This is a genomic window from Clostridium sartagoforme AAU1 (assembly GCF_000401215.1).
Taxonomy (GTDB): domain Bacteria; phylum Bacillota; class Clostridia; order Clostridiales; family Clostridiaceae; genus Clostridium; species Clostridium sartagoforme.
This window is the reverse complement of the sequence record NZ_ASRV01000165.1, coordinates 1-23,691: the sequence shown is the minus strand read 5'-3', so window position 1 is coordinate 23,691 and position 23,691 is coordinate 1. Positions and strand designations below refer to the sequence as shown.

Below are 23,691 nucleotides of genomic sequence, written 5' to 3'. Positions count from 1 at the left end.
TTCCTCCATACTATTTTTTAGTGCACAGTTCACAAGGCACAGTTCACAGTTATTAAAATAATTTAAGCAAAGCTGAATTAAAAAATCCATATATAAGCTATGAAAGAGTTTATATAATTTATTTTTTAAAACTACAAAATAGTTTTATATTCAACTGTGAACTGAGCAAAATTGCTTTACAACTTACCACACTTTATATTTTAACCAACTTACTTTTATATTACACAACTTAAAGGCATTTGCCCATTGAATTCACTAATTTCCCTCCAAATGTTTTATTTACCAATATATATTTAATCAAAAAAACAGACAATTAACAACCCACATTGCCAATTGCCCATTAACACTATAAATTATAAATTTATCCATTGCGACTTTGTAGATTTATTCTACCAAAAACTCTTTATAACAACTCAGTGAAAGTGAATTATTTCCTCAACTTTTCACTCTTTCACTTTTTCATTCTTTCCTATAATTCAGTTCGCTTGAATTATCTTAGGCAGTATTCTGCTAGTACAGTTTGTAGCTCATAAATATTTAGGCTACTATTAAATTGTTTTTCTATTGGAAGAGCCGTTCCAGAAATCCATATTTTTAATTCTGCATCTAAATCAAAATGTCCTGCTGTTTCAATACTAAAGTGAGTTATTGATTTGTAAGGAATTGAATGGTATTCTGTTTTCTTTCCTGTCATACCTTGTTTATCAACTAAAAGTAACCTTTTATTGGTAAAGATAAACATATCTCTTACTAGTTTATAGGCCTTTTCTATAGTTTCTGTTGATGTTAGTATTTTTTCATACTCTTTTGATAAAGAACTTAAATTAACTTCTGATGCATTTCCCATTAGTCCATTGAATATACCCATAAAATCACTCCTAATTTTATAATATAAAAGAGCTACTAATTAAACAGCAGCCCCTTCTTATAACATTATATTAAAGATAATGTTATTGTATTCACAGCAAATAAAGTCATAGTAATAATTGTTACTTTCACTAGCATGGCTTCCTTAGTTCTTGCCTTATTCTTTGAAAAGAAAGTTTCATTTTTACTTCCTTGAATTAATCCACTTAATGCATCTGTTTTACTTGGTTGCAGTAATACTGATATTATAATTGCTATTCCTAGTATTGCTTCTAAAGCTAATAAAAAATTCTTCATAACTATACCTCCCATGGTAACTTAAAACGGTCGTATTTAGATAAGGATATCTTAACATATTAAATCCTATATTACAAGGGGATAATTACAAATTAATACCTTTATACAAAAATAAGGATAAGCTTTTTACTTATCCTTATTAATAGTTTTTTACTTACTTTTTAATATTGAAGAATGCTTTTCTTCCTCTGTATTCTGCTACATCGTCTAATTCTTCTTCAATTCTTATTAATTGGTTGTACTTAGCAACTCTTTCAGATCTTGCTGGAGCACCAGTCTTGATTTGACCAGCGTTAACAGCTACAACTAAATCAGCAATTGTAGTGTCTTCTGTTTCACCAGATCTATGAGAAATAACTGCTGTATAACCAGCTCTGTTAGCCATTTCGATAGCATTTAAAGTTTCAGTTAAAGTACCGATTTGGTTTAATTTGATTAAAATTGAGTTACCAACTCCCATGTCGATTCCTCTTTCTAATCTTTCAGTGTTTGTAACGAATAAATCATCACCAACTAATTGAACCTTCTTACCTAATCTTTCAGTTATTAGCTTCCAACCTTCCCAATCTTCTTCAGCCATACCATCTTCGATTGATATAATTGGGTATTTGTTAACCCAGTCTTCTAAGAAGTCAACCATTTCAGCTGCAGTTAAAGTTTTTCCTTCATGTTCTAATACATATTTTCCATCTTTATAGTATTCTGATGAAGCAGCATCTATAGCTATGAACATATCTTCTCCAGCTTTGTATCCAGCTTTAGTTATAGCTTCTATAATAACTTCAATAGCTTCTTCGTTTGACTTAAGGTTTGGAGCAAATCCACCTTCATCACCGATAGCTGTTGAATATCCTTTATCGTGTAAAGTCTTCTTTAATGTATGGTAAACTTCAGCACACATCTTTAATGCATCGCTAAATGTCTTAGCTCCAACTGGCATAACCATGAATTCTTGTAAATCAACTGAATTATCAGCATGTGATCCACCATTGATTATGTTCATCATAGGTACTGGTAAAACTTTTGCATTTACTCCACCTACATATTGATATAATGGTAAATCTAATGATTTAGCAGCTGCATTAGCAACAGCAAGTGAAACACCTAATATAGCATTAGCACCTAATTTGGCTTTATTTGGAGTTCCATCTAGTTCAATAAGCATTTTATCTATATATGGTTGATCATATACGTTACATCCAATTAACTCTTCTGCAATTGTATCATTTACGTTTTGAACAGCCTTTAAAACACCTTTTCCTAAGTAATTATCTTTATCTCCATCTCTTAATTCAACTGCTTCATACATACCAGTTGATGCTCCTGATGGAACTGCTGCTCTACCTACAGTACCATCTTCTAAGTAAACTTCAACTTCTACTGTAGGGAAACATCTTGAGTCAAGAATTTGTCTTGCTACAACGTCTACTATTTCACAATAATTTTTCATTATTTTTTCCTCCTTTATTTTAAATGTAATTTGTTTTTTCCTATATCTATACCTTTATTATTATTTCATTCACCAATAAAATTATTCATTAATGTGATTTCGTATAGACCTTTATAGGACCAAATAACATTTTTTAGCAAATAATAATCATTATCACATTTTCAATATTATTATACCACTTTGTCCATATTTTTCAATATGTTTTTACTTATGTATACATTTAACTAGAAACTTTTTATAATTCCCCAAAGAATAAAAAATAACCTGTAAGATGAATTGTTTTATTTCAATTCATTTTATAGGTTATATCTCACTAAATAAAATATTTGTATAACTTTATTCTAAATCATTATTTTGAGCATATTGTTGAAATTTCTTTTCCCACTCATTAGCTACCTTCTTATTTATTTGCCTAATGTCTTCAATAAAGCTTTCTAGTACTCCAACTTTATAAAGTCCCTTCATAAGATGCCTTGGATAATTTACCTTTCTCTTATAGCATTGCTTTGGATCTATTACCATAACTTTATTATCATTTGTTATGTAAATATCTCTGCATCTAGCATCTAACTTAGTAAATTCAAGTTTTTTAAATTCCTCTATCAAATAATATAGATTCTCTGCGATTTCATAATTAAAACCTTTTTTCTTAATATAATGATCTAACCTATGTCCCTCAACCTTATCTCTTACTATATAGAACTTGCCTGTATTATATATCTTAGGAAAATACTTTGACCTACTTACTTTTTTAAGTATATCTCCTTCTTCCCTGCAACATTTTGCCTCTTGAAATATCTTTATTGCTTTATTATCAGGTAGTTCATAAACAATACCATTATGACCTTCACCAAGAAAAACAGCTTCCTTAAAAAGTTCTTCAGTTTCAGAATCAAAATCTGCTGAATAAGAATAAGTTCTAGCCATATAACTCTCCTATAAAAATGTTATTATTATATATTATTAGTTCATAATCATAATGATGACAAGTTTCTTGAATGAAATTTAATAGCATTATATTTAATTTATTTTTTTATATATTTTTTAATAATAGCCTTAACTAATACTACTGATAAAAATATAAAACTCCAATTTAAGAAAGCATCTCTATAAGCTGTTTTTGATAGTTCTCAAAAAAGACAGATATAATTCCAAATTTAATCATACCTATCCTTTTTTCTATTAATTACTATATCATTTTTTTTACAAAAACTCTCTCTTCTTTGCTTTTAATTAAAAATAACTGCTTCTGGTTTTACTGTATCTCCATAAGCTGGAACTAAGGTTTTTTCAAAAGCTTCCTTAAAGAATCCTTCTGAAGTAAGAGTATCTATTTCTTTATTAACCCAATCTAAAAGTTCTGTATTTCCTTTTTTAACTGCAGGTGCTATCGCATCTTCATCTCCTAAGCTTGAAATAAAGGTTGTGTATCCTTCATTTTCTCTAGCCCAAGCAAATAGTAAAGTATTATCATGAGCTAAAGCTGCTCCTCTTCCATCTTTTAATGCTGCAAATGCTTCTGTATTTTGTTCAAATTTTACTAATTCTATATCAGGATAATTTTTTGCAAAATATGTTTCGGCAGTTGTTCCTTTATTTACTACTAATTTCTTACCCTTTAAGTCATCTACTGATTTTATAGGACTTCCATTTGATGATACTACTCCTAATGATACCTTCATATAAGGATTTGCAAAATCTACTTTTTCTTTTCTTTCTGGTGTTACTGTAAAGTTAGCTAGTATTATATCAACCTTATTTGATTGTAAATATTCAACTCTATTAGCTGCTTCAACTAATACAAATTCAACTTTATTTTCATCTCCCAATAAATCTTTGGCGATTCTTTTAGCTAAATAAACATCATACCCTTGATTTACTCCTTTTTCATCAACAAAACCAAATGGTGGTTTATCACTAAATACCCCAATTCTTATTTTTCCTGCTGCTTTAATTTCATCAATTGCTGATTTGCTTTCTTCTGCTTTACTTCCACATCCAACTAATGCTCCTAATGCTAGTACTAAAGTTAATAATAATGATAATATTTTTTTCATTTTATTTGCCCCTTCCTTTTACTTTTCTTTATATAGATCAAATGAAGCTAAAAAGCTTTTTGCTCTTTCAGTTTTTGGATTTGAGAAAAATTCTTCTGGAGTTGATACCTCTACTATAGTACCTTCCTCCATAAAAACAATTTTATCTGCTACATGTTTTGCAAACTCTAATTCATGAGTAACAACAACCATTGTCATTCCATTTTGTGCTAATTCTAATAACACTAAAAGTACTTCTCTAACCATTTCTGGATCTAATGCTGCTGTAACTTCATCAAAAAGCATTATTTCTGGATTCATACATAATGCCCTTACTATTGCTATCCTTTGTTTTTGCCCTCCTGAAAGTTCTCTTGGATATGCAAATTTTCTATTAAATAAACCTACTCTTTTTAGTAGTTCATCTGCTTGTTTTGTGACTTCTTCTTTATCTCTATTTTGTGCCTTAGTTGGTCCAAGTAGAATGTTGTTTATAACATTCATATGAGGAAATAATTCATAGCTTTGAAAAACCATTCCTATTGTGCCTCTTACTTTTTCAAATTCTACTTCCTTTCCTAAAATTCCATGTCCTTTTAAAGTTATTTCTCCTTCTTTTATATTTTCTAGTCCGTTTAAGCATCTTAAAAACGTACTTTTACCACAACCTGAAGGACCTAAAACAACTACCACTTCACCTTTTTTAACATCTAAATCTATTCCTTTTAATGCTTCTATTTCTCCATAACTCTTTTTTAAATTTCTAACTTTAAGCAATACTTCTTCCTTCATAAGATCCCCCTAATTTAATTTTTTCTCTAATGCCTTTGCTCCCAAGGATATTGGAAAACAAATTAAAAAATAAATTATCAGTAATAGTCCATAAATCCAAAATGATGCCATTGGCTCTGTTAAAACTGTTCTTTCTATAATTTGTTGTCCAACTTTAACTAAATCTACTGTTCCTATTAAAGTCATTAAAGTTGTAGTTTTAATCATTCTTGTGCTTAAATTTATAATTCCAGGTAAAACTCTTCTTATACTTATTGGAATTATTATATATCTATAGGTTTTTGCTTTATTTAATGAAAGTGCCATTGATGATTCATAATATATTTTAGGTATTGATGTAATTGCACCTCTCACTAAGTCTCCAATTTCTGCTGTTCCCCATAGTGTAAATACTATATATCCAACTATTACAGAATCTAGATGTACATCTAAAAGTGTTGGTACCCCAAAATAAAATATGAAGAGCCACACCATTATTGGAATTATTCTTATACTCTCTAGATAAATATTGCATATAATTTTTACTATCTTTTTTTTACTTGTCATAACTATTCCAAAAATTATTCCTAGAATTGTTGATAATACAACTGATACTACTGCAATATTTAAAGTTACTAGTAATCCTTCTATAAGTCTTTTTCCATTATCAAAATTAAAAATTATGTTATTGCCCAAACTCTCCATGTCTTAACCTCCTCTCTAGAATTCTACTTAGTATTGAAATAGGAAGTAATATTATAAGATAAAATATAACAACTAATATTAAGGCTTCAGTTGTTTTATAATACATTCCTATAACATCTTTAGTCACAAACATAAGCTCTGCAACTGCTATTGATCCTATTATGGAAGTTTCCTTTACTAAAAATAGACAATTTGCAGCAATAGATGGAATTGATATTGAAATACTTATAGGCAACACTATATGCCTTAATATTTGCATTTTATTTAATCCTATAGCTTGGCCGCTTTCTATTTGTGATTTCGCTACTGCATCTATTCCACCTCTAAAGGATTCAGCCATATAAGCTCCACCAAGAAATGATAATCCTATTACACCACAAGTAAATCCGCTTAAGGTTATTCCTAATTTGGTTAATCCATAATATAAGAAAAATACTTGTAATAACAAAGGGGTATTTCTCGAAAATTCTATATATGCCTTTGATATAATATTTACTAATTTTACATTGAAATATCTTGCTATTTCTATTATTAATCCAATTAAAATTGATAATATAATAGATATAAAAGCCAATTCCACCGTAATTATTGTAGCTTTTAAGAAATTTGGTAAACTACTAATTATAAAATTTAAATCCATCTCCATGTAACATCCCCCAATTTTAAAGCAATTTAAACATAAAAAAAGCTCCATCTCTAATACCTTATAAGAGACGAAGTTATACTCCGCGGTTCCACTCTAATTGAACATAGTTCCACCTTAAAAATTCGCTATAAACGGCGATCCGTTAAAATGCTACTATTATTTCACATCTTATACTCCAAAGTGCACTTCATATATTAACTGCTAAAGGTTCTCATCAATTCCTTCTTTCTGTAAGCCTCATTAAAATATTACTCTCTTCATCATCATATTATTCCCACTATTCCGATATGTTTATTTTTATTATACTATCATCTTTTTATTTGTCAATATTTTATTTACTATATTTTCCCCTTTTTTCTATTTTCATTTATATACTATGCTTTGTTTAATAAATAGGATAACAATAATTTCTTAAATAACAAAAAAACTCCCGTAGGAGTTTTCCAAATTAAATTATTTTTTAGTAATGATGACAAATTATATAATAAATTATTAATTTTTTCATATTTATAATGTTGTAATTCTATCTTTCAGTTCCTATAAATACTACTCCTAAAGTGCCTGGTCCACCATGAGTTCCTATTACTGATCCTATAGATGTAATTATTATATCCTTAACTTTAACTTCTTCAAGTATCATTTTCTTTATATCTTCTGCTTCATCCTTACAATCCGCATTACATATAAAAATTACTTGTTCTTCTGGTTTTATTGCTTTATCTTTTAGTTGTTTAACTAAGTATTTTAAAGCTTTTTTTCTTCCCTTTATTTTATCCCCTGGGATTGCTTTTCCTTCATCATCTATTTTAAGGGTTGGCTTTATTCCAAGTAAGCTTCCTACAGTAGCAACGGCTCCTGAAATACGTCCTCCTCTTTTTAAATGATTTAAATCATCTACTGTTATAGCATGTATAACATGTCTTTTAGTATTTTCTATAAATTTTACTACTTCATCTATATCTATATTGTTATTTAACATTTCATTAGCCTTATATACTAATAATCCTTCACCTACTGATGCACTTAACGAATCTATAATATATATTTTTGCATCTGGATATTCCTCTAATATCATTTCTCTTGCTGTATTAGAACTATTATATGTTCCACTTAATGCTGAAGACAATCCTATATATAAGATTGTTTCCCCTTGCTTCACATATTTTTTAAATATCTCTAAAAAAGTACCAACATTCACTTGTGTTGTGGATGGCATTGCTCCTTCTTTTATCATTTTATAAAAATCTTCATGTTTTAAACTTTGTCCTAAATCATCTGGTATAAACTTTCCATTTATATTAACCATTAATGGTGCTACTTCTATTTGGTTATTTTCTATATAATCTTATTGGTAAATCGCATGCTGAATCTGTTATAAGCCTAACCTTCATAATATTCAACTCCTATAAATTTGATTTGATATTGTATTGATATTATAACTTCCATCAATTTTATTGTCAAATGTTTTGATATTCAAAATATAAGTCTATGAAAGATATTATATCCCCATCCCCCTGACGCTATCTAAAACTTAGGAAGTCATAGAATGAACATAAGTATCTCTACTAATAAATTTATTATTTTTCTAATATTTTAATACTAGAAGCAATCACTAAAAATATTCCCATAATCGAAATTACAACTCCAATTATCTTATTGCCATTATATCCTTCTTTTCTATCTAAGCTTTTAGATGTTTTTATATGACTTAATCCACTAAATAACTGCGTTAATCCAAGCATTAAAACTATATAATTACTATCTACCTTATTAATTATTATCTCCCACCACAAATTAAGTGCACCACATTCTTCAAATCCAATATAAATACTTAACAACCATATCTATTACTTCTATATTTTTTTCATATTATAATATCAGTTGGCTAATATCTAAACAAGATCTATATTCCATAATAGTATTGAATTTTATATTATATCTGTTTTATCTTGAAGCAATACAAATAAGGCTACTGGTTGACAAGATAATAAAACAAGAATAAAATAATTTTCAACCCACATAAATGTAGAAATTATTATATTCCCTATTATCAATAAATTTATCGTACGTCTACCTTTTTTAATACGTAACTCTTTATTTACTTTATATCCTACTTTCTCCCTATAAAACACCTTATCAGGAATTTTCTTAACTAGAATACTTATGAATATCCAAAATAAAATTAGCATAAAAGAAATAAACATTTTCATTACTAAGCCCATTTAATATCCTCCTTAGCTGAATATATAAATTATATCATTATTTTAAAATGGATATCCCTCTAACCCACTCTCCAAATAATCACTTTTACCATTCTGTTATTGTATACGATTATTCTAAATTTAATTTTTATCTTTGATCCTCTAATAACACTTATATAAATACTAATTAATTTTATCTAGTTTATCAAAAAATATTGAAATTTCACCGCATATTGGGCATACAGCAGCCTTTATCTTTCCTTTAGTATCAGAAGAAAAAATTCCACTACCTTTCCCTAATACCACCGATGCAGTAGCAGTTAGATTTTCTGTCTTTAACATATAACCTTCAACCATAATTTCATTACATCTTAGGCACTTTCTCATAATATCTCCCCCATTTAAATTATAATAATAACAATTACAACACATTTCTATATGATGGATTAATTCTTGCCATTAAGTACTCATTTTCATATTTTCCATTTCTTATAGCTGCTAGACGTTTAAGACCTTCTTTTTTAAAACCAAGCTTTTCATAAAGATGAATAGCTCTTTTATTATCTTCGAAAACTCCTAACTCAACTCGAATAAGCATTAGCCAATTATCAGCAACATCAAGTAGAGCTTCCATTAAAGCAGTACCAACCCCCATATTTTGATAATCTTTATGAATCATAATTCCAATGCCACCGCTATGACGTAAACGTGGATTTGAATTTATAGTTAATCCTGCAGTTCCGATTATTTCTTCTTCACCATTTTTATTTTTAACCACAGCTACAAATTGGTGTTGGTTCCCATCCATATTCATAATAAAATCTTCATTACGTTTTACTCTTTCTGATGGAATCCCAAGTATATTTTCAAATACCCCTGGCATACGCCTAAGAGCATTTACTCCTTTGCCATCTCCTATTTCTATTGGTCTTATTAAAAACTCCATTAAAACTTGCCTCCCTCTATATGAATAGTTTTGATTCACTTTGTAATATCATACTCTTATAAACTATTCTGTTTTTCTAACTCTATCCTACTTTTAGTCATATAATTAGATGCATTTTGTCTTAAATTATTACTAAAACTTAAATTACTTTTTTCAATTTCTGTATAAGGAATTCTAAAAGGATGGCTATAGTGCATATAGTCTGCTATATTTGTTCCCAATAATGCACCTTCTTCGATATTTATTTTGTAGAAAATATATCCTCTTTGTTCTTTAGAGTTAAGGGGATAATTTATTGCACCTGTTATTCTATTTTCTTGACTTAATTGGCCAAAAATATCAGTACTATCTACAATCCCTCCATTTAATCTAGGTATTTCTGAAGCGTAGTTTATACCTTCATTTTCATATATTAATCTTCCATTTATAAGCTCTAAATCTCTTGAATTGCTAATTGCAATACCATCTTGCCAATGTGGCCCCTTTTCTCCCCAATTAAAATATTCAATTGCATACATTTTATTATACTTAAGCTCAATGAATATAGTTGTTGCTTCTAAATCTTTTTCAATATCATTATCGAAATCAAAATCAATATTAACTGTCTCTACATTTACTATATCCTTAAGAACAGCCATATCTTCATCTAAAATATCCTTAACAATTTTCAATGGAATTCCTTCATCTATTAACATATTTCTATTACTATATTCCTTAACAGGCATTACTTCAACAGAATCTAGTCTAATGTGATTAGATAGTACACAGCTAATTACAACTAAAAAAATACAACTTGTAATATATCCTATCATCAAACTTTTATCATTAAATCTTATTTTGGTATTTGAAGTCATGCAATTGATACTTTCAATATCATAGCTTAATTTATATAACAATCGAATTATATAAAAGTAATATATAATCATAGGAATAGAAATAAACCAAATTTGACCTAATTCTGTTAGAGCAATTATTGTAACTATAATTCTCCAAATTATTAACTTCATAATAGGATCTTTTTTATACTCCACATTAGCTTTACTAAAAACTTCTCGTATACCTTTTCTAAAAGCAATAAGAAAAGTAATATGAAATACTATTAATATTAATGCAGATAAAAAAATATTATTAAACTTAATACTTAAAGGTGTACTTTTATATATCAAACTTAATACATTAAATGTCAAATTTATAATAGAAAATTTCCAAGCTAATTTAAGATCTTTATTTTCTTTTCTTAAATCACGAAAGCCAATATATAAAAGCACTGCTGCTAATGTTGGTAATATGTACTGTAACCATAAGAAATTAAAAGTAAATAAAGTAAACATAAATCCAATAGCAATATTTTTTATAGCTCTACCTCTAAAAATCCTTAAAAACCTTTCATCTACATCTACATCTACTGATTTATTATTAAACTGATTCTCATAAAGCTTATCCATCAAATTCCCTTCCCCTTTAACATCTAAGCAATTATTTTATATTTAAATAAATTTAAAAATAATAACTATTTATTAATCTAGCGTCTCTCTAGTAAATTATACCATATTATTCTTAGTTAATTATAATTTTATATATTCACAATTATTTATAAAACTAAAAGTAATACTTTCTAAAATAAAAAGGGGCTGTCGCACAAACAGCCCAAATTAAGAATTAAAAATTAAAAATGAATAATTATTCATTCTTAACTTTTCATTGTGCGACAGCTCCTTTTTAGGTATTATACTTCCATATATTGAGACTTGTATAAATTATAATATAGTCCTTTTTTAGCTATCAAATCTTCATGTGTTCCTTCTTCTAATATATGCTTATCCCCAACATACATTATTTTATCTGAATTAATTATTGTTGATAATCTATGAGCTATAACAAAGGATGTTCTTCCCTTTAAAAGTTCTTCTATTCCTTCTTGCAGTAGCGCTTCTGTTTCTGTATCTATACTTGATGTTGCTTCATCTAAAATTAGTATTTTAGGATTTGATAGTAAAACTCTAGCAAAGGATATAAGTTGCTTTTGCCCAACTGAAAGGCCATTGCCTTGCTCATTTAAGTATGTGTTATATCCATCATTAAATTCTCTTATAAAATCATCTGCTCTTACTATTTTTGCTGCCTCTATAACTTCTTCATCGGTTGCATCTAATCTTCCATATCTTATGTTTTCCATTATTGTTCCTGAAAAAACAAATGGATCTTGTAACATAACTCCAATTTCTTTTCTAAGGGATTTTAATGTAACATCATTTATATCTACTCCATCAACAAGGATATTTCCTGATTTTATTTTATAGAATCTTGATAAAAGATTTACTATAGTTGTTTTTCCTGCTCCTGTCGGCCCAACTAATGCAATTTTTTCTCCTGCCTTTATATCTATATTTACATTTTCTAAAATTGGACTATTCTCTTCATATTCAAAATATACATTTTCAAAGGTTACATCACCATTTACATTTTCTAATGATATTGCATTTTCATTATCATACTCTGGCTTTTCATCCATTGCTTCAAAAATTCTTTCTAAATATGCCATAGCATTTATTAATGTATTATAAAAGTTACCTATATTAGTTATAGGTGCCCAAAATATCCAAACATAAGCTATAAATGCTACTAAAAGTCCAATGGAAACTTCACCTGAAAAAATCAATATACTAAAAATATAAATAAGCGAAACTGACATTACAGATACAGTTTCTATTGTTGGCCAAACGAGAAAATTTAAGCTTACTGCCTTCATCCAAGAATCACTACAATCTGTACATAGCTCCTCATATATTTTCATATTTTCTTTTTTTCGTGAAAAAGATTGTGTTACTTTTATTCCATTTATACTTTCGTGTATATACGCATTCAAGTTTGATTGCTTTGAGCTTAATTTTTGAAAAGCTCTTCTTTGAGCATTTTTAATAGATAGCATAACTATAAGCAATATAGGAATACATATTAATGTAACTAATGTTAGCTTTATACTTAAAAATGACATAAATATTATAGTCATAATAAGTGTAACCATATCTGCAATTAAATTTACAAATCCATTGGATAAAATATCACTTAATGAATTTATATAATTAACTACTCTTACTAAGATTTTTCCATGTGGCCTTGAGTCATAATAATTGAATGGTACATATTGCAAGTTTCTAAACAAGTCTTGCCTCATATCCACTAATATGCTTTGTCCTACTTCTCCCATCGTATACATCCTATGCTTCATTATTATTGCAACAGACATAAATACTCCTATATATAAAATCGAAATTAATACTAATCCTGTAATATTTTTATTGGGTATATAATTATCTAAAGCTTCCTTTACTATTACTGGTCCTATTAATGAAATTGAACTTGATAATAACATTAATAAAAGAGATTTTATTATCTTTTTTTATATGGATTCATGTATCCAAATAATCTTTTTAAATATCCTAAATTAAATCCTGTTTCTAATTCTTCATCAACATTATATTTATTTCTTGCCATTTATACTCCCTCCATCTTTAAATTTAAATTACCATATTGAGTATAAAATATATTTGAGTAGTATCCATTTTTCTCTATAAGCTCTTCATGAGTACCTCTTTCAATTATTTCTCCATTATCTAAAACCAATATTAAATCTGCTTGTTTTATTGATGATATTCTATGCGCAATTATAAATGTAGTTTTCTTTTCTTCCATATTTTTAAGTTCATGTTGTATTTTCTTTTCCGTTTCCATATCTACGGCTGATGTTACATCATCTAGAACAAAAATAGATGCATTTTTCATCATTGCTCTTGCTAAAGATACCCTTTGTCTTTGACCTCCTGAAAGGCCTACTCCTCTCTCCCCTATGATTGTTTCATATCCATCATCTAACCTTTTTATAAAGTCATGGGCTTGAGCTTTTTTAGATATTCTTTTTATTTCTGAAAAACTTGCTCTGGGATTACTAAATGCTATATTATCTTTTACTGTATCAGAAAATAAAAATATATCTTGCATTGCAGTTGCTATATTTCCTCTTAAAATTTCTAAATCTATGTCTTTTATATTAATTCCATCAATATATATTTCGCCTGCAGTTGCATCATAAAATCTAGATAATAAATTTATTATTAATGATTTTCCTGAACCGGTATGTCCAACCAACCCTATAGTTTGTCCACTCTTAACTTCAAAAGAAATATTATTTATAACTCTTCTTCCATCGATATCTAAGCTTACATTTTTAAATTTTATATTTCCTTCAAATTTATTAACATTAATTATATCTTCGTTATTTTTTATATTACTTTCTGTGTTTAATAAGTTTATAATTTTTTCTGATGATGCTATAAACCTTTGAGTATCATTAATTAAATACCCACACATTCTCATGGGATTGTTTAATGCCCATAATAAAGAATTAAAAATCATTAATTCTCCAAGAGTCAATTTATTTAAAACAACTAATATTCCTCCAACTAATATCATAACTACAGATAGACTATTTGATAAAAACTCTAGTTTAGGAATATATTTTTTAGTAACATTTATTGTATCTAAGTTTTTTTTCTTATAGTTTTTATTTTCAATATTAAATTTATCTATTTCAAATTGTTCTCTTCCAAAGGCTCTTACAACTCTATTTCCACTTATATTTTCTTGAACAACTGAATTTAGTTTTGAATAAGCTTCTCTTATATTGTGAAAAGTTGGTGAAATTTCATTACTCATTTTATAAGTTAATATTCCAATTAACGGAGTTACTAAAAGCATAAATATTGTTAAAGTTACATTTACATACATCATTGAGATTATTGCAAAAGCAAAGGTTGCTATTGACGAAATAACATTACAAACTACCCAAGCTATAAAATGTCTTATCGCATCTGTATCTCCTGTCATCCTTGCCATTAAATCTCCAGTTTTAACTTTACTATAAAAATTAATATCAAGTTCCATTAATTTTCCATATAAATCTGTCCTTATATTATATAAGATATCTTGAGATATTTTTTCTAAGATCATTTGATATATATAAGCTACAATCCCCTTAAAAACAACAACAGAAAACATAGCTACTAAAAGTGGAATTAACAAACCTTTTTGATTTTCTCCTAAAACATTATCTATTATTTTACCTGATAAAAATGGATTAATCATATTAATTCCAGATGTAATTAATACTAGTAATAGTGCAAAAATGTACTTGAACTTATAATTCTTTAAATAATTAAATATCCATTTTAAATTCTTCATAATTACCCTCCATAATATTATGAGTTATTTATATGCGATTATATAAAGATTATTAAAAAATATTTTTAGATTTTAGATATTTAGAACAAAGCTAAAACAAACTTAAAGGGGCTGTCACTTATGACGCCCCTAAATTAAACTTTAGCTATTAAAATCCATTATTTTTTGATACTTCTCTAATCCATTTGCCTGATTTTTTTATGGTTTTCTTTTGAGTATCCAAATCTAATGCAATATATCCATATCTATTTTTATATGCATTACTCCAAGACCAACAATCTATTGGAGTCCAGGAATGATATCCAAAGCAATTTGAGCCTTCCTCTATTCCTTTGTGTAAATATTGTAAATGTTCTTCTAAAAATTCAATTCTATAATCATCTTGAATTGAGCCATCTTCATTTTTATATTTTTCTTCGCCTTCAACGCCCATTCCATTTTCAGAAATATACCATGGAATGTTATTGTAGTTATCCCTTATATTTATAGCAATATCGTACATACTTTCAGGATAAATCTCCCATCCTCTATATGGATTCATTCTTTTATTAGGCATATCATAATAATCAAAATATTTTTCTGGCATCCACCCCTTAGATTCATCAAATTCATATTCTTTAACTTTTACTCTTCTTGGTTGATAATAATTAACTCCTAAGAAGTCAATCTTATTTTCCTTTATTATTTCAAGTTCTTCTTCTGAAGATTCCCATAACACTCCATCTTTACTTAAAAGTTCTACTAAAAGTTCAGGAAACTCTCCTTTTACTGCTGGATCTAAGAATGAATAGTTAAACATAGTGTCTGCTATTTTTGATGCTCTTAAATCCTCTTCACTATTACTTCTTGGATATGCTGGAGTTAAATTAAGAACTATCCCAATTTTCCCTCCATTATTTTCACATTTAAGTTCTCTAAACTTTTTAATTGCTTTTGCTGATGCTAAGTTTATATTATATAATACTTGAACCGCTTTTCTTCCATCTACTACTTTTGGATAATGGAATTGATATAAGTATTGTCCTTCAACTACTACCATTGGTTCATTAAATGTTGTCCAATATTTTACCCTATCTGAAAATAATTTAAATGCAGTTTCAGCAAAATTAACAAATAGCTCTACTACATGCTTTGACTCCCATCCACCATATTTATTATATAATTCAACTGGTAAATCAAAATGGTGTAAGTTCATTACTGGAATCATTCCATTTTTTATTGTTTCATCTATAACATCATTATAAAATCTTACTCCATCTTCATCTGGCTCTCCAGTTTCCAAATCTTTTATAAGTCTCGTCCATTGAATAGATGTTCTAAAACTATTTAATCCAATTTCCTTAAGCATAGCTAAGTCTTCTTTATAACTATTATAGAAATTAGATGTAACTCCTGGTCCAACTTTATCAAAAAATGCTTCTGGCTCTACTTCATACCAATAATCAAATACACTTTTATGTGGCTTATTAAATGTTCCTTCACACTGTGGTCCAGATGTTGCAGATCCCCACCAAAAACCTTCTGGAAATGTATACTTATTACTCATTACTCCCTCTCCTTTAGCTCTGTTCGTTATTAATTATATTAAATAGAAATATCATATCTTCATTATACATTGATAATGTTTACTTACTATATTTACATATTACTTTCTTATTTTTGCATATAATTCATATTAACTGTTTATCTATTTTATATAAATCTTTAATATCTAAATTCTAAGTAATTTAATATATTTAGTAACTTATCATCTCTTTAGTACATATAAATTACTGATTTTAAAATAGTTTAAAAAGTTATATAACTTATCTAAGCTATTTTAAAACCTTTTATTTTATAAGATTAGATATATCATCTATATCTAATACCTCTTTCGGAGCAAAACTATCACTATTCATATAACTTAATATGCTAATTAAATATTGTTTTACCTCAGGATAGTTCAAGTTATTCATTATATCGCTGGAACACACCATTACCTTAGAATCCCCAACCTTACATTCAAATAATATTCCTAAGCTATTATTTCTTTCAAAATTATCAATAACCCTTACTAATGGCTCTTTTATATTGGCTAAATTATCTAAAATCATTGGACGAGAATAATATACTATAGGCCACCATTGCCAATTAGAATAATACTCTGTTGGAAATTCATTAAAACATGGATGATTTTCATTACATAATATCCCTAGAGTTCCAGGTGCCTTTTCTTTATTAAGAGATTCACATATACCAGCAAACATTGGATAACACCAAAAATCCGATGCAAAAAAACCATCTACACTTTTTTCTTTATTAATATTCGGTGCTATAATAAGAGAGTTTTTCCCATTATTTATTTGTAGTTTTATATCATTTATATTAGCTTTATCAGACTCAATTATATTAACTTCTCCATTAGCATATTCTTTATCACTACCATATACCCATAGCGAATAAATATTGCTATACTCATTTAAACTAAGGCTTAAGTTTACTTTTGAAGGTGTTTTTATCTTATCTAACTTAAACTCAACACCTCCAAGTTCATACAAATCTCCTCTTTTGGCACATTTAATATTTACTGTTTTAGAATCAATAATTTTACCATCTGAAATTAAACTTACTAATATTTCATCATTAACAAAGTCCTTTTCTCCGTAATTATACAAAAGAATATCACATTTAAATATTTCATCTTTTGTCCATGAATATTTATCAAATTTAGCTAGTAATACTGTATTATTACAGAAGCTTCTCCATTCCTCTTCTGATATAATTCCCTTAGACTCCATAAATGAATTCAATATTCCAACTAATGCAGTTCCCTGTCCCGGAAAGTCTTGTATATCAAGTAATTGATATCCACTTAAATTCTTAGTCCTTTCTGCTGCTTCAATTTCCTCCTTATAACATAAAGTTGCTAATGCACCCGATGCTTTAAAAAACTTATCTGCTAAATGACCTAATTTTTTTCTTCTAATCTCTTCTTAAATATCTTTAAATTTTCTGGACTAACGACTCCAGTGTACTTATCTATTTCACTGTAATCTGGATACATTTGATATTGTCCTATCTCATGACTTATTACCGGAATATTTATATCTAGTAATTCATTTTCATAAGTTATTTCAGTGCCAGTAGCCTTCTCTGTTTGAATATGTCCAAGAGGTTTATCAGCATGAGACATAGATCCTCTTATACTAACCCCAGGTTTTGTTGTAGTCGTTACAAAAAAGTCATCTTCAACAGTTACCTTTGGATCATAAAATCTATTATTAGAACCTTGTGTATATAATATATCTCTTCTAACTTTTTTAAAATGTCTAATTATATCTTCAAATGCTTTATTTTTTCCATGAAGCTCATTTCCAATTGCAAACATTATAAAAGATGGATGGTTTCCATACTCTCTTAATATATTTTCTCCTTCCTTTTTTATATAATTTAGCACTTTTAAGTCACATTCATCATCCTCTATGTCATAAAGTCTAGTTGCAAAAAAGCCAAGTTCTGGCTGTAGATATACTCCAACAATATCAGCAGCTGTAAAGGCAGCTTCTGGAGGACACCATGTATGAAACCTATAATGATTTATTCCATAGCTTTTAGCTTTTTTAAATACTGAACACCATTTTTCTACATTCATAGGTGCATATCCTGTTATAGGAAAAACACAAGCATCATGTTTTCCTCTCAAATTACCTTTAATTCCATTTATAATAAAACTTCCATCAATACTCTTAAAATCACAAAAGCCTATATTCTTCTTAACCTTATCTATTATCTTCTCATGACACTTTAATTTTACTTCAATATCATATATATTATGGTTAAATTCATCCCATTTTCTAATATTATCATTTACATCATAGATTAATTTTAAAAAGCTTTTTCCAGATTTAACTTCAATTTTATATTTCTTCTCTCCGATAACATTATTATTATCATTTAAATTTACTAAAACATCGATATTTTGATATTCCTTATAATCATTATTAATCTTAATTTCAACTTCTACTGTTTTTTCATTATGATTATTTATTAAAACTACTTCCTCAATATATACTTTGTTCAAAGGTCTTATATATATTTCTCCTAAAATACCATTCCAATTAGTTTGAGTATTATCAGTAAATTGATGTGAATCCAGCACTTCTTTTGGTATATATTCATTGTTAGATAAGTCATTATTAACATGAACTTCTAATATATGTTTCCCAACAGATAATTGGTTTATTTTATACTTTTGAGGAATAATAGTATTATTATTTTCCCCAATAAATATCCCATCAATATATACCTTTGATGGTTTGGTTCTCTCCATAAATAGCTCTAAATCTTTTTCTGAGAATTCTTCAGTTATATTTATAAATTTTCTATATATAGCAGTTCCATTATATAAATATTTTCTAGTTAAATATCCTAATTCTTGATTCTCATTTTTTTACCAATTTTATTTTCTTCTGTTGTAGATGGTAAAACTATATCATAAATTTTTTCATCTGCATTTTCTTTTAACTCCACTTGCCACTTTCCATGCAATGATATATTGCCCATAACTTCTCCTCCATTAAATAATAAAATTCTCATCTAAAATTTCATAAAACCTATTAAAATGTTTACATCGAAATTTCTTATTTTATACTTTACAATTATAAAACTCAAAACTCAATCTTATACTAATATAAACTTTATTTTTGTATATATTTTCTTGATTTAAGTATATATTTGTATAAATCTTTTAGACTCCCTTAAATTAATACAATTTAAAAAGTGTATAAGTAAATCAAATTATCTACTTATACACCTTCTATCAAAGCTATATATTAAAAATATTTCTTAATTATTTTACTATTTATTTCTATAAATCTTTATACTTATATTAAATTTTGTTTTTGTAAAAAGTTATATAAAGCTCCTAATTTATTTGCATCATTTCCATACTTACAAATCCTAACTACTGGTCTTATTGTAGCATCTGAATTAGAATTCTTAATTTCATCTATTTTCTTATTCACTTCCTCTAAGAATCCATTTCTTTCACAAATAGCACCACCTAAAATTATAACCTCTGGATCATAGGTATATTGAATATTATATATACCTATAGCCATATATCTGAAAAATCTATTTACTTCTTCTATTGCTATTTCATCACCATTATCATATAACTCAAAGGCTTTTACCCCATTGAAGTTATCCATACTTATTCCCTTTCTATCTGCAATAAACTTGCTTACCGCAAAAGTTGAACCAGCACTACTCCATGATAAATATTTTTGATTATAAACATCTATATCTACTAAGCAATATCCAAATTCACCTCCATGTTTATGAACACCTGAATGTATTTTTTTATCTTTTACTAACGCCCCACCTATTCCTGTTCCACAAACAACAAAAGCACAATCATTTTCATTCTTAGCTGCTCCAATCCAACATTCCCCTAATGCCGCACAATTTGCATCATTTTCTATTTCAACTGGTAGCCCTATCATTTTATATAATACTTCTTTAAAATTAGGCCCATGTATGTAAGGTAATGCACTCATCCCTCCAATAATTCCTGTTTCATTATCTACTGCTCCAGGTGCACTTAATGCAATACCCTCTAGACTATATTTCTCCTTTAGTTCATTTACCTTACTAGACAATTCACAAAAAAATCCTTCTATAGTTTCAGGTATCCCTATTTTGCTACTAATTAATATTATACCTTCGTTATTAATTACAGACCATTTTACTGATGAGCCCCCTATATCAAAGACTATATAATTTTTCACTCCTACTTCCCCCTCTAAAAACGTTTTCTATTATTTGATATAAGTATATATACATAGAGATATCTTGTCTATAATCATCATTGATCTTTGTAAAATTAATCTTAAAATCTTAAAATTAGTCTACTATTTCACCTTCAAGCTCGTTCCACTTTTTATTAATTTCATCAATTATATCCTTTGTGTTATCTTCTATAACATACCTTTGCACAAAAGGATAATCTAATCCAACCGTTCTTCTTAAAGTATCATATTTTGAGTGTATATTCTCATTATCATAATATTTAGATTCTAAAGTACCATCATTAGTTATAATAGGAAGATTAAACTCCTCTATTTCTTTAAAAAATTCCTTACTTTTCTCATTATCCTTTAATGAAGACACTATATTCACTGCATTTGCATATCTACTATCTTCAAATAAAAATTTTAAAAATTCCTTTGCTACATCTGGATGTTTAGTATCTTTTGATATAGCCATTTTATAATCTCCAAAAACCTTTATACTATCACTCCCTGGAAATGGGAACATGCCTATTTTCTCCATCTCCATACCTATATCGTTTAATTGATATTTAAAATCAGAACTCAAAAATAACATAGCAACTTTTCCATCTCTTATATCAGTTTTAGCTTTATTCCATTGGTAATTCAATAAATCCTCTTCACAATATCCGTTTTGTACAATACTTCTTATAAATTCTAATGATTTAAACATCCCACTATTTTCATCTAATATATCCATGTTATTTTTAATAACTTTATCCTCTAAATATTCATCAAATAAATAAGGAACTATTTCTAACCAAGGTTTTATTCTCCATGAATCTCTATAGTTTAATGCAATAGGTGTTATTCCATTTTCATCTATTATTTCACACATTTCAAAAAACTCCTCTTTAGTTGTAGGCAAAGCATCAATATTTAGTTCTTTAAAAATTTCTTTATTATATATAATTCCATACCAATTTAAAGATGTCATTAATCCGTACATATCTCCCTTATCATCTAAACCAAGACCGTTATTATAAGTATTGCTCCCATCAAACCCTAAATCATCTATTTTTAAAAAATACTTATAATATTCGCTTGTCTTTATTGATGCTGGCACTAATGTTACGTCTGGCAAATCTTGTACTGTTGCCTTTCTTTGAAGTATCTCTTCTGGATTTCCTATTAGTTCTAAATCAACTTTTACCTTAGGATGTAACTCTTCAAATTCTTCTATTAGCAGATTTAATTCTTCACTTTTATCTGTTCTATTACTTACGAAACTTATTGTTCCTTCTAAGTCTTTACTTATGGTGTTTTCTTCATCAATTATAATATTATCATCCTTAGTAATATTATTTAATAATACTACTGTAGCACAAATTCCAAAAATACCTAAAATAGCAATAGTCTTTATCTTAGTATTCTTCCTCATAAATATACCTCTTTCATACAATAAAATATTTACTTAACTTATTCCTTACAATTTCTAAAGCTATTCGGTGTCTCACCTGTTATCTTCTTGAATGCTCTTCCAAATGTTATTGAGTCACTATATCCAACATTTTCAGCAACTTCATATACCTTTAAATTAGTTTTAGTTAATAAATCTTTTGCAATATTTACTCTGTATCTTGATAAGAAATCATAAAAGCCTTCTCCTGTTTCTTTTTTAAATAATTCTGATAAGTAATTTTGACTTAAAAATACTTTATCAGCTACTTCTTTAAGAGTTATGTTCTTATTAAAATTATCAATTATGTACTGCTTGGCCAACTTTATTGCTATTAAATTTGTTTTTTTGCTTTCGCTTTTATCATTTGTTGATAAATCATATTCTAAGTTAAGTAAATACTTTTTAGCTTTACCATTAGATGATATTGTAGTCTTTAATTTTCTAAATCCCTTAGATTGTTCTTTAAGTTTCCATACTTTATCTATATCTTGAACTATGTATACATTCTTATTATTTTCAATAAACACATCTACATTTTCTTCTATATATTCATTTAACCTATCTATACAATTATTTATACTAGAATCTAAATAAAATATAATATATGTATTATCCTCATAGTTAAATGATAAATATTCAATACCTTTAAACCTTTCACTTATATCTTTTATAAAATTACTTACTAATCCTCTTTCATTATTTTTATCCCTATCTATAATTATCATCTTATAAATATAGTTCTCATTTAATTGTATATTTTCAAGTAACATTTTATTAATCCTAGGACTTGTATCTCCTTTTGAGAATAATATATTTTTAAAGAAATCCTTTTTTAAAATATCTATTGATTTATTTATAATTTTTTCTTTTTCACCATTTTCTTTTATTTTAACTTCTACCTCTTCTATTAACATTTTAAGGTCATCTTGTTTAATAGGTTTTAATAAGTAATTAAACGCACCTGATTTCATAGTATCTCTAACATAAGTAAATTCATCATAACCACTTAATACTACAAATATAGGCGGATTCTCTAATTGAGAAACAGCATTTTCTATTAACTGCACTCCTGTCATTATTGGCATTTTTATATCTGTAATAACTAAATCTATTTTATTTTCTTTTAAATATTCTAACGCTACTAATCCATTTTGGAAGTCTGAAACTACCTCATGTTGATCAAATAATCTTTTTAATATTTTAGTTAATCCCATTCTAATTATTTTGTCATCATCGACCACCAATATTTTCATATATCCTCCCTATATTGCATATCTTTTATATTTAATATATAGTAATATTATATATTAAATGTTTACATT

The 23,691-nt window shown here is 27.4% G+C and carries 22 protein-coding genes, 2 pseudogenes and 1 other annotated feature; all 24 genes and pseudogenes read right to left on the bottom strand.

All coding sequences use genetic code 11. The annotated features are described in order from the left end of the window. Positions 1-490: 490 nt before the first annotated feature. The 24 genes and pseudogenes from A500_RS13770 to A500_RS13670 all read right to left on the bottom strand — a co-directional run bounded on the left by A500_RS13770 (position 491) and on the right by A500_RS13670 (position 23,622). Complete coding sequence (locus tag A500_RS13770; RefSeq protein WP_016208179.1) at positions 491-868, bottom strand: PH domain-containing protein; 378 nt, start codon at positions 866-868, stop codon at positions 491-493. 65 nt (positions 869-933) lie between these two features. Next, positions 934-1,164, bottom strand: coding sequence for a preprotein translocase subunit SecG (secG, locus tag A500_RS13765; RefSeq protein ID WP_016208178.1), 231 nt, complete (start codon positions 1,162-1,164; stop codon positions 934-936). Positions 1,165-1,318: 154 nt separating this feature from the next. Then, positions 1,319-2,614: a phosphopyruvate hydratase gene (eno, locus tag A500_RS13760; RefSeq protein ID WP_016208177.1), complete on the bottom strand. Its 1,296-nt coding sequence runs from the start codon at positions 2,612-2,614 to the stop codon at positions 1,319-1,321. A 336-nt stretch (positions 2,615-2,950) separates the two neighbouring features. Beyond that, positions 2,951-3,541: a hypothetical protein gene (locus A500_RS13755; protein WP_016208176.1), complete on the bottom strand. Its 591-nt coding sequence runs from the start codon at positions 3,539-3,541 to the stop codon at positions 2,951-2,953. A gap of 98 nt (positions 3,542-3,639) precedes the next feature. Beyond that, positions 3,640-3,732, bottom strand: a pseudogene (locus A500_RS22085) (hypothetical protein); the annotation flags it as partial. Positions 3,733-3,843: 111 nt separating this feature from the next. After that, positions 3,844-4,671 carry a cysteine ABC transporter substrate-binding protein gene (locus A500_RS13750; protein WP_016208175.1) on the bottom strand — a complete coding sequence of 276 codons (828 nt, stop codon included), beginning with the start codon at positions 4,669-4,671 and terminating at the stop codon, positions 3,844-3,846. 18 nt (positions 4,672-4,689) lie between these two features. Next, positions 4,690-5,442, bottom strand: coding sequence for an amino acid ABC transporter ATP-binding protein (locus A500_RS13745; protein WP_016208174.1), 753 nt, complete (start codon positions 5,440-5,442; stop codon positions 4,690-4,692). Positions 5,443-5,451: 9 nt separating this feature from the next. Next, positions 5,452-6,126 (bottom strand): amino acid ABC transporter permease, encoded by a 675-nt coding sequence (locus A500_RS13740; RefSeq protein WP_016208173.1) that lies wholly within the window; start codon positions 6,124-6,126, stop codon positions 5,452-5,454. Then, a complete protein-coding gene (locus tag A500_RS13735) occupies positions 6,107-6,772 on the bottom strand; it encodes an amino acid ABC transporter permease (RefSeq protein WP_040436880.1) in 666 nt (221 codons plus the stop codon). The genes A500_RS13740 and A500_RS13735 overlap by 20 nt, the downstream gene beginning before the upstream one ends. 60 nt (positions 6,773-6,832) lie before the next feature. Further along, positions 6,833-7,045: a binding site (T-box leader), on the bottom strand. A gap of 250 nt (positions 7,046-7,295) precedes the next feature. Beyond that, on the bottom strand, positions 7,296-8,078 hold the full coding sequence (locus tag A500_RS13730; protein WP_016208171.1) for a DegV family protein: 783 nt from the start codon (positions 8,076-8,078) through the stop codon (positions 7,296-7,298). A gap of 271 nt (positions 8,079-8,349) precedes the next feature. After that, entirely contained in the window at positions 8,350-8,610 is a 261-nt protein-coding gene (locus A500_RS13725; protein ID WP_016208170.1) for a hypothetical protein, read from the bottom strand. 90 nt (positions 8,611-8,700) lie between these two features. Next, complete coding sequence (locus A500_RS13720) at positions 8,701-8,994, bottom strand: hypothetical protein (RefSeq protein WP_016208169.1); 294 nt, start codon at positions 8,992-8,994, stop codon at positions 8,701-8,703. Between the two features lie 162 nt (positions 8,995-9,156). Continuing rightward, positions 9,157-9,360 (bottom strand): hypothetical protein, encoded by a 204-nt coding sequence (locus A500_RS13715; protein WP_016208168.1) that lies wholly within the window; start codon positions 9,358-9,360, stop codon positions 9,157-9,159. A 34-nt stretch (positions 9,361-9,394) separates the two neighbouring features. Continuing rightward, positions 9,395-9,919 (bottom strand): GNAT family N-acetyltransferase, encoded by a 525-nt coding sequence (locus tag A500_RS13710; protein ID WP_016208167.1) that lies wholly within the window; start codon positions 9,917-9,919, stop codon positions 9,395-9,397. A 56-nt stretch (positions 9,920-9,975) separates the two neighbouring features. Then, positions 9,976-11,364, bottom strand: coding sequence for a hypothetical protein (locus A500_RS19595; RefSeq protein ID WP_016208166.1), 1,389 nt, complete (start codon positions 11,362-11,364; stop codon positions 9,976-9,978). A gap of 281 nt (positions 11,365-11,645) precedes the next feature. Beyond that, positions 11,646-13,414 (bottom strand): annotated as a pseudogene (locus A500_RS13700) (ABC transporter ATP-binding protein). Continuing rightward, entirely contained in the window at positions 13,415-15,157 is a 1,743-nt protein-coding gene (locus A500_RS13695) for an ABC transporter ATP-binding protein (RefSeq protein WP_016208163.1), read from the bottom strand. A 148-nt stretch (positions 15,158-15,305) separates the two neighbouring features. After that, positions 15,306-16,703 carry a glycoside hydrolase family 1 protein gene (locus tag A500_RS13690; RefSeq protein ID WP_016208162.1) on the bottom strand — a complete coding sequence of 466 codons (1,398 nt, stop codon included), beginning with the start codon at positions 16,701-16,703 and terminating at the stop codon, positions 15,306-15,308. Positions 16,704-16,986: 283 nt separating this feature from the next. Next, positions 16,987-17,934 (bottom strand): hypothetical protein, encoded by a 948-nt coding sequence (locus A500_RS19590; protein ID WP_051993163.1) that lies wholly within the window; start codon positions 17,932-17,934, stop codon positions 16,987-16,989. A 170-nt stretch (positions 17,935-18,104) separates the two neighbouring features. Then, positions 18,105-19,466 (bottom strand): glycoside hydrolase family 2 protein, encoded by a 1,362-nt coding sequence (locus A500_RS19585; RefSeq protein WP_051993162.1) that lies wholly within the window; start codon positions 19,464-19,466, stop codon positions 18,105-18,107. 98 nt (positions 19,467-19,564) lie between these two features. Beyond that, positions 19,565-19,699 carry a hypothetical protein gene (locus tag A500_RS21760; RefSeq protein WP_278245129.1) on the bottom strand — a complete coding sequence of 45 codons (135 nt, stop codon included), beginning with the start codon at positions 19,697-19,699 and terminating at the stop codon, positions 19,565-19,567. A gap of 320 nt (positions 19,700-20,019) precedes the next feature. Then, positions 20,020-20,925, bottom strand: a complete 906-nt coding sequence (locus A500_RS13680) for an ROK family protein (RefSeq protein WP_016208161.1) — start codon at positions 20,923-20,925, stop codon at positions 20,020-20,022. A gap of 115 nt (positions 20,926-21,040) precedes the next feature. Further along, positions 21,041-22,348, bottom strand: coding sequence for an ABC transporter substrate-binding protein (locus A500_RS13675; protein ID WP_016208160.1), 1,308 nt, complete (start codon positions 22,346-22,348; stop codon positions 21,041-21,043). Between the two features lie 38 nt (positions 22,349-22,386). Further along, positions 22,387-23,622, bottom strand: a complete 1,236-nt coding sequence (locus tag A500_RS13670) for a response regulator transcription factor (RefSeq protein ID WP_016208159.1) — start codon at positions 23,620-23,622, stop codon at positions 22,387-22,389. Between the last annotated feature and the right edge of the window lie 69 nt (positions 23,623-23,691).

Bases quoted from the DNA above. Each gene is read 5' to 3' on its own strand.
- A500_RS13770 (WP_016208179.1), bottom strand. From the start codon at position 868: ATGGGTATATTCAATGGACTAATGGGAAATGCATCAGAAGTTAATTTA.
- secG (WP_016208178.1), bottom strand. From the start codon at position 1,164: ATGAAGAATTTTTTATTAGCTTTAGAAGCAATACTAGGAATAGCAATT.
- eno (WP_016208177.1), bottom strand. From the start codon at position 2,614: ATGAAAAATTATTGTGAAATAGTAGACGTTGTAGCAAGACAAATTCTT.
- A500_RS13755 (WP_016208176.1), bottom strand. From the start codon at position 3,541: ATGGCTAGAACTTATTCTTATTCAGCAGATTTTGATTCTGAAACTGAA.
- A500_RS13750 (WP_016208175.1), bottom strand. From the start codon at position 4,671: ATGAAAAAAATATTATCATTATTATTAACTTTAGTACTAGCATTAGGA.
- A500_RS13745 (WP_016208174.1), bottom strand. From the start codon at position 5,442: ATGAAGGAAGAAGTATTGCTTAAAGTTAGAAATTTAAAAAAGAGTTAT.
- A500_RS13740 (WP_016208173.1), bottom strand. From the start codon at position 6,126: ATGGAGAGTTTGGGCAATAACATAATTTTTAATTTTGATAATGGAAAA.
- A500_RS13735 (WP_040436880.1), bottom strand. From the start codon at position 6,772: ATGGAGATGGATTTAAATTTTATAATTAGTAGTTTACCAAATTTCTTA.
- A500_RS13730 (WP_016208171.1), bottom strand. From the start codon at position 8,078: ATGGTTAATATAAATGGAAAGTTTATACCAGATGATTTAGGACAAAGT.
- A500_RS13720 (WP_016208169.1), bottom strand. From the start codon at position 8,994: ATGGGCTTAGTAATGAAAATGTTTATTTCTTTTATGCTAATTTTATTT.
- A500_RS13715 (WP_016208168.1), bottom strand. From the start codon at position 9,360: ATGAGAAAGTGCCTAAGATGTAATGAAATTATGGTTGAAGGTTATATG.
- A500_RS13710 (WP_016208167.1), bottom strand. From the start codon at position 9,919: ATGGAGTTTTTAATAAGACCAATAGAAATAGGAGATGGCAAAGGAGTA.
- A500_RS19595 (WP_016208166.1), bottom strand. From the start codon at position 11,364: ATGGATAAGCTTTATGAGAATCAGTTTAATAATAAATCAGTAGATGTA.
- A500_RS13695 (WP_016208163.1), bottom strand. From the start codon at position 15,157: ATGAAGAATTTAAAATGGATATTTAATTATTTAAAGAATTATAAGTTC.
- A500_RS13690 (WP_016208162.1), bottom strand. From the start codon at position 16,703: ATGAGTAATAAGTATACATTTCCAGAAGGTTTTTGGTGGGGATCTGCA.
- A500_RS19590 (WP_051993163.1), bottom strand. From the start codon at position 17,934: ATGGAGTCTAAGGGAATTATATCAGAAGAGGAATGGAGAAGCTTCTGT.
- A500_RS19585 (WP_051993162.1), bottom strand. From the start codon at position 19,466: ATGGAGAGAACCAAACCATCAAAGGTATATATTGATGGGATATTTATT.
- A500_RS21760 (WP_278245129.1), bottom strand. From the start codon at position 19,699: ATGGGCAATATATCATTGCATGGAAAGTGGCAAGTGGAGTTAAAAGAA.
- A500_RS13675 (WP_016208160.1), bottom strand. From the start codon at position 22,348: ATGAGGAAGAATACTAAGATAAAGACTATTGCTATTTTAGGTATTTTT.
- A500_RS13670 (WP_016208159.1), bottom strand. From the start codon at position 23,622: ATGAAAATATTGGTGGTCGATGATGACAAAATAATTAGAATGGGATTA.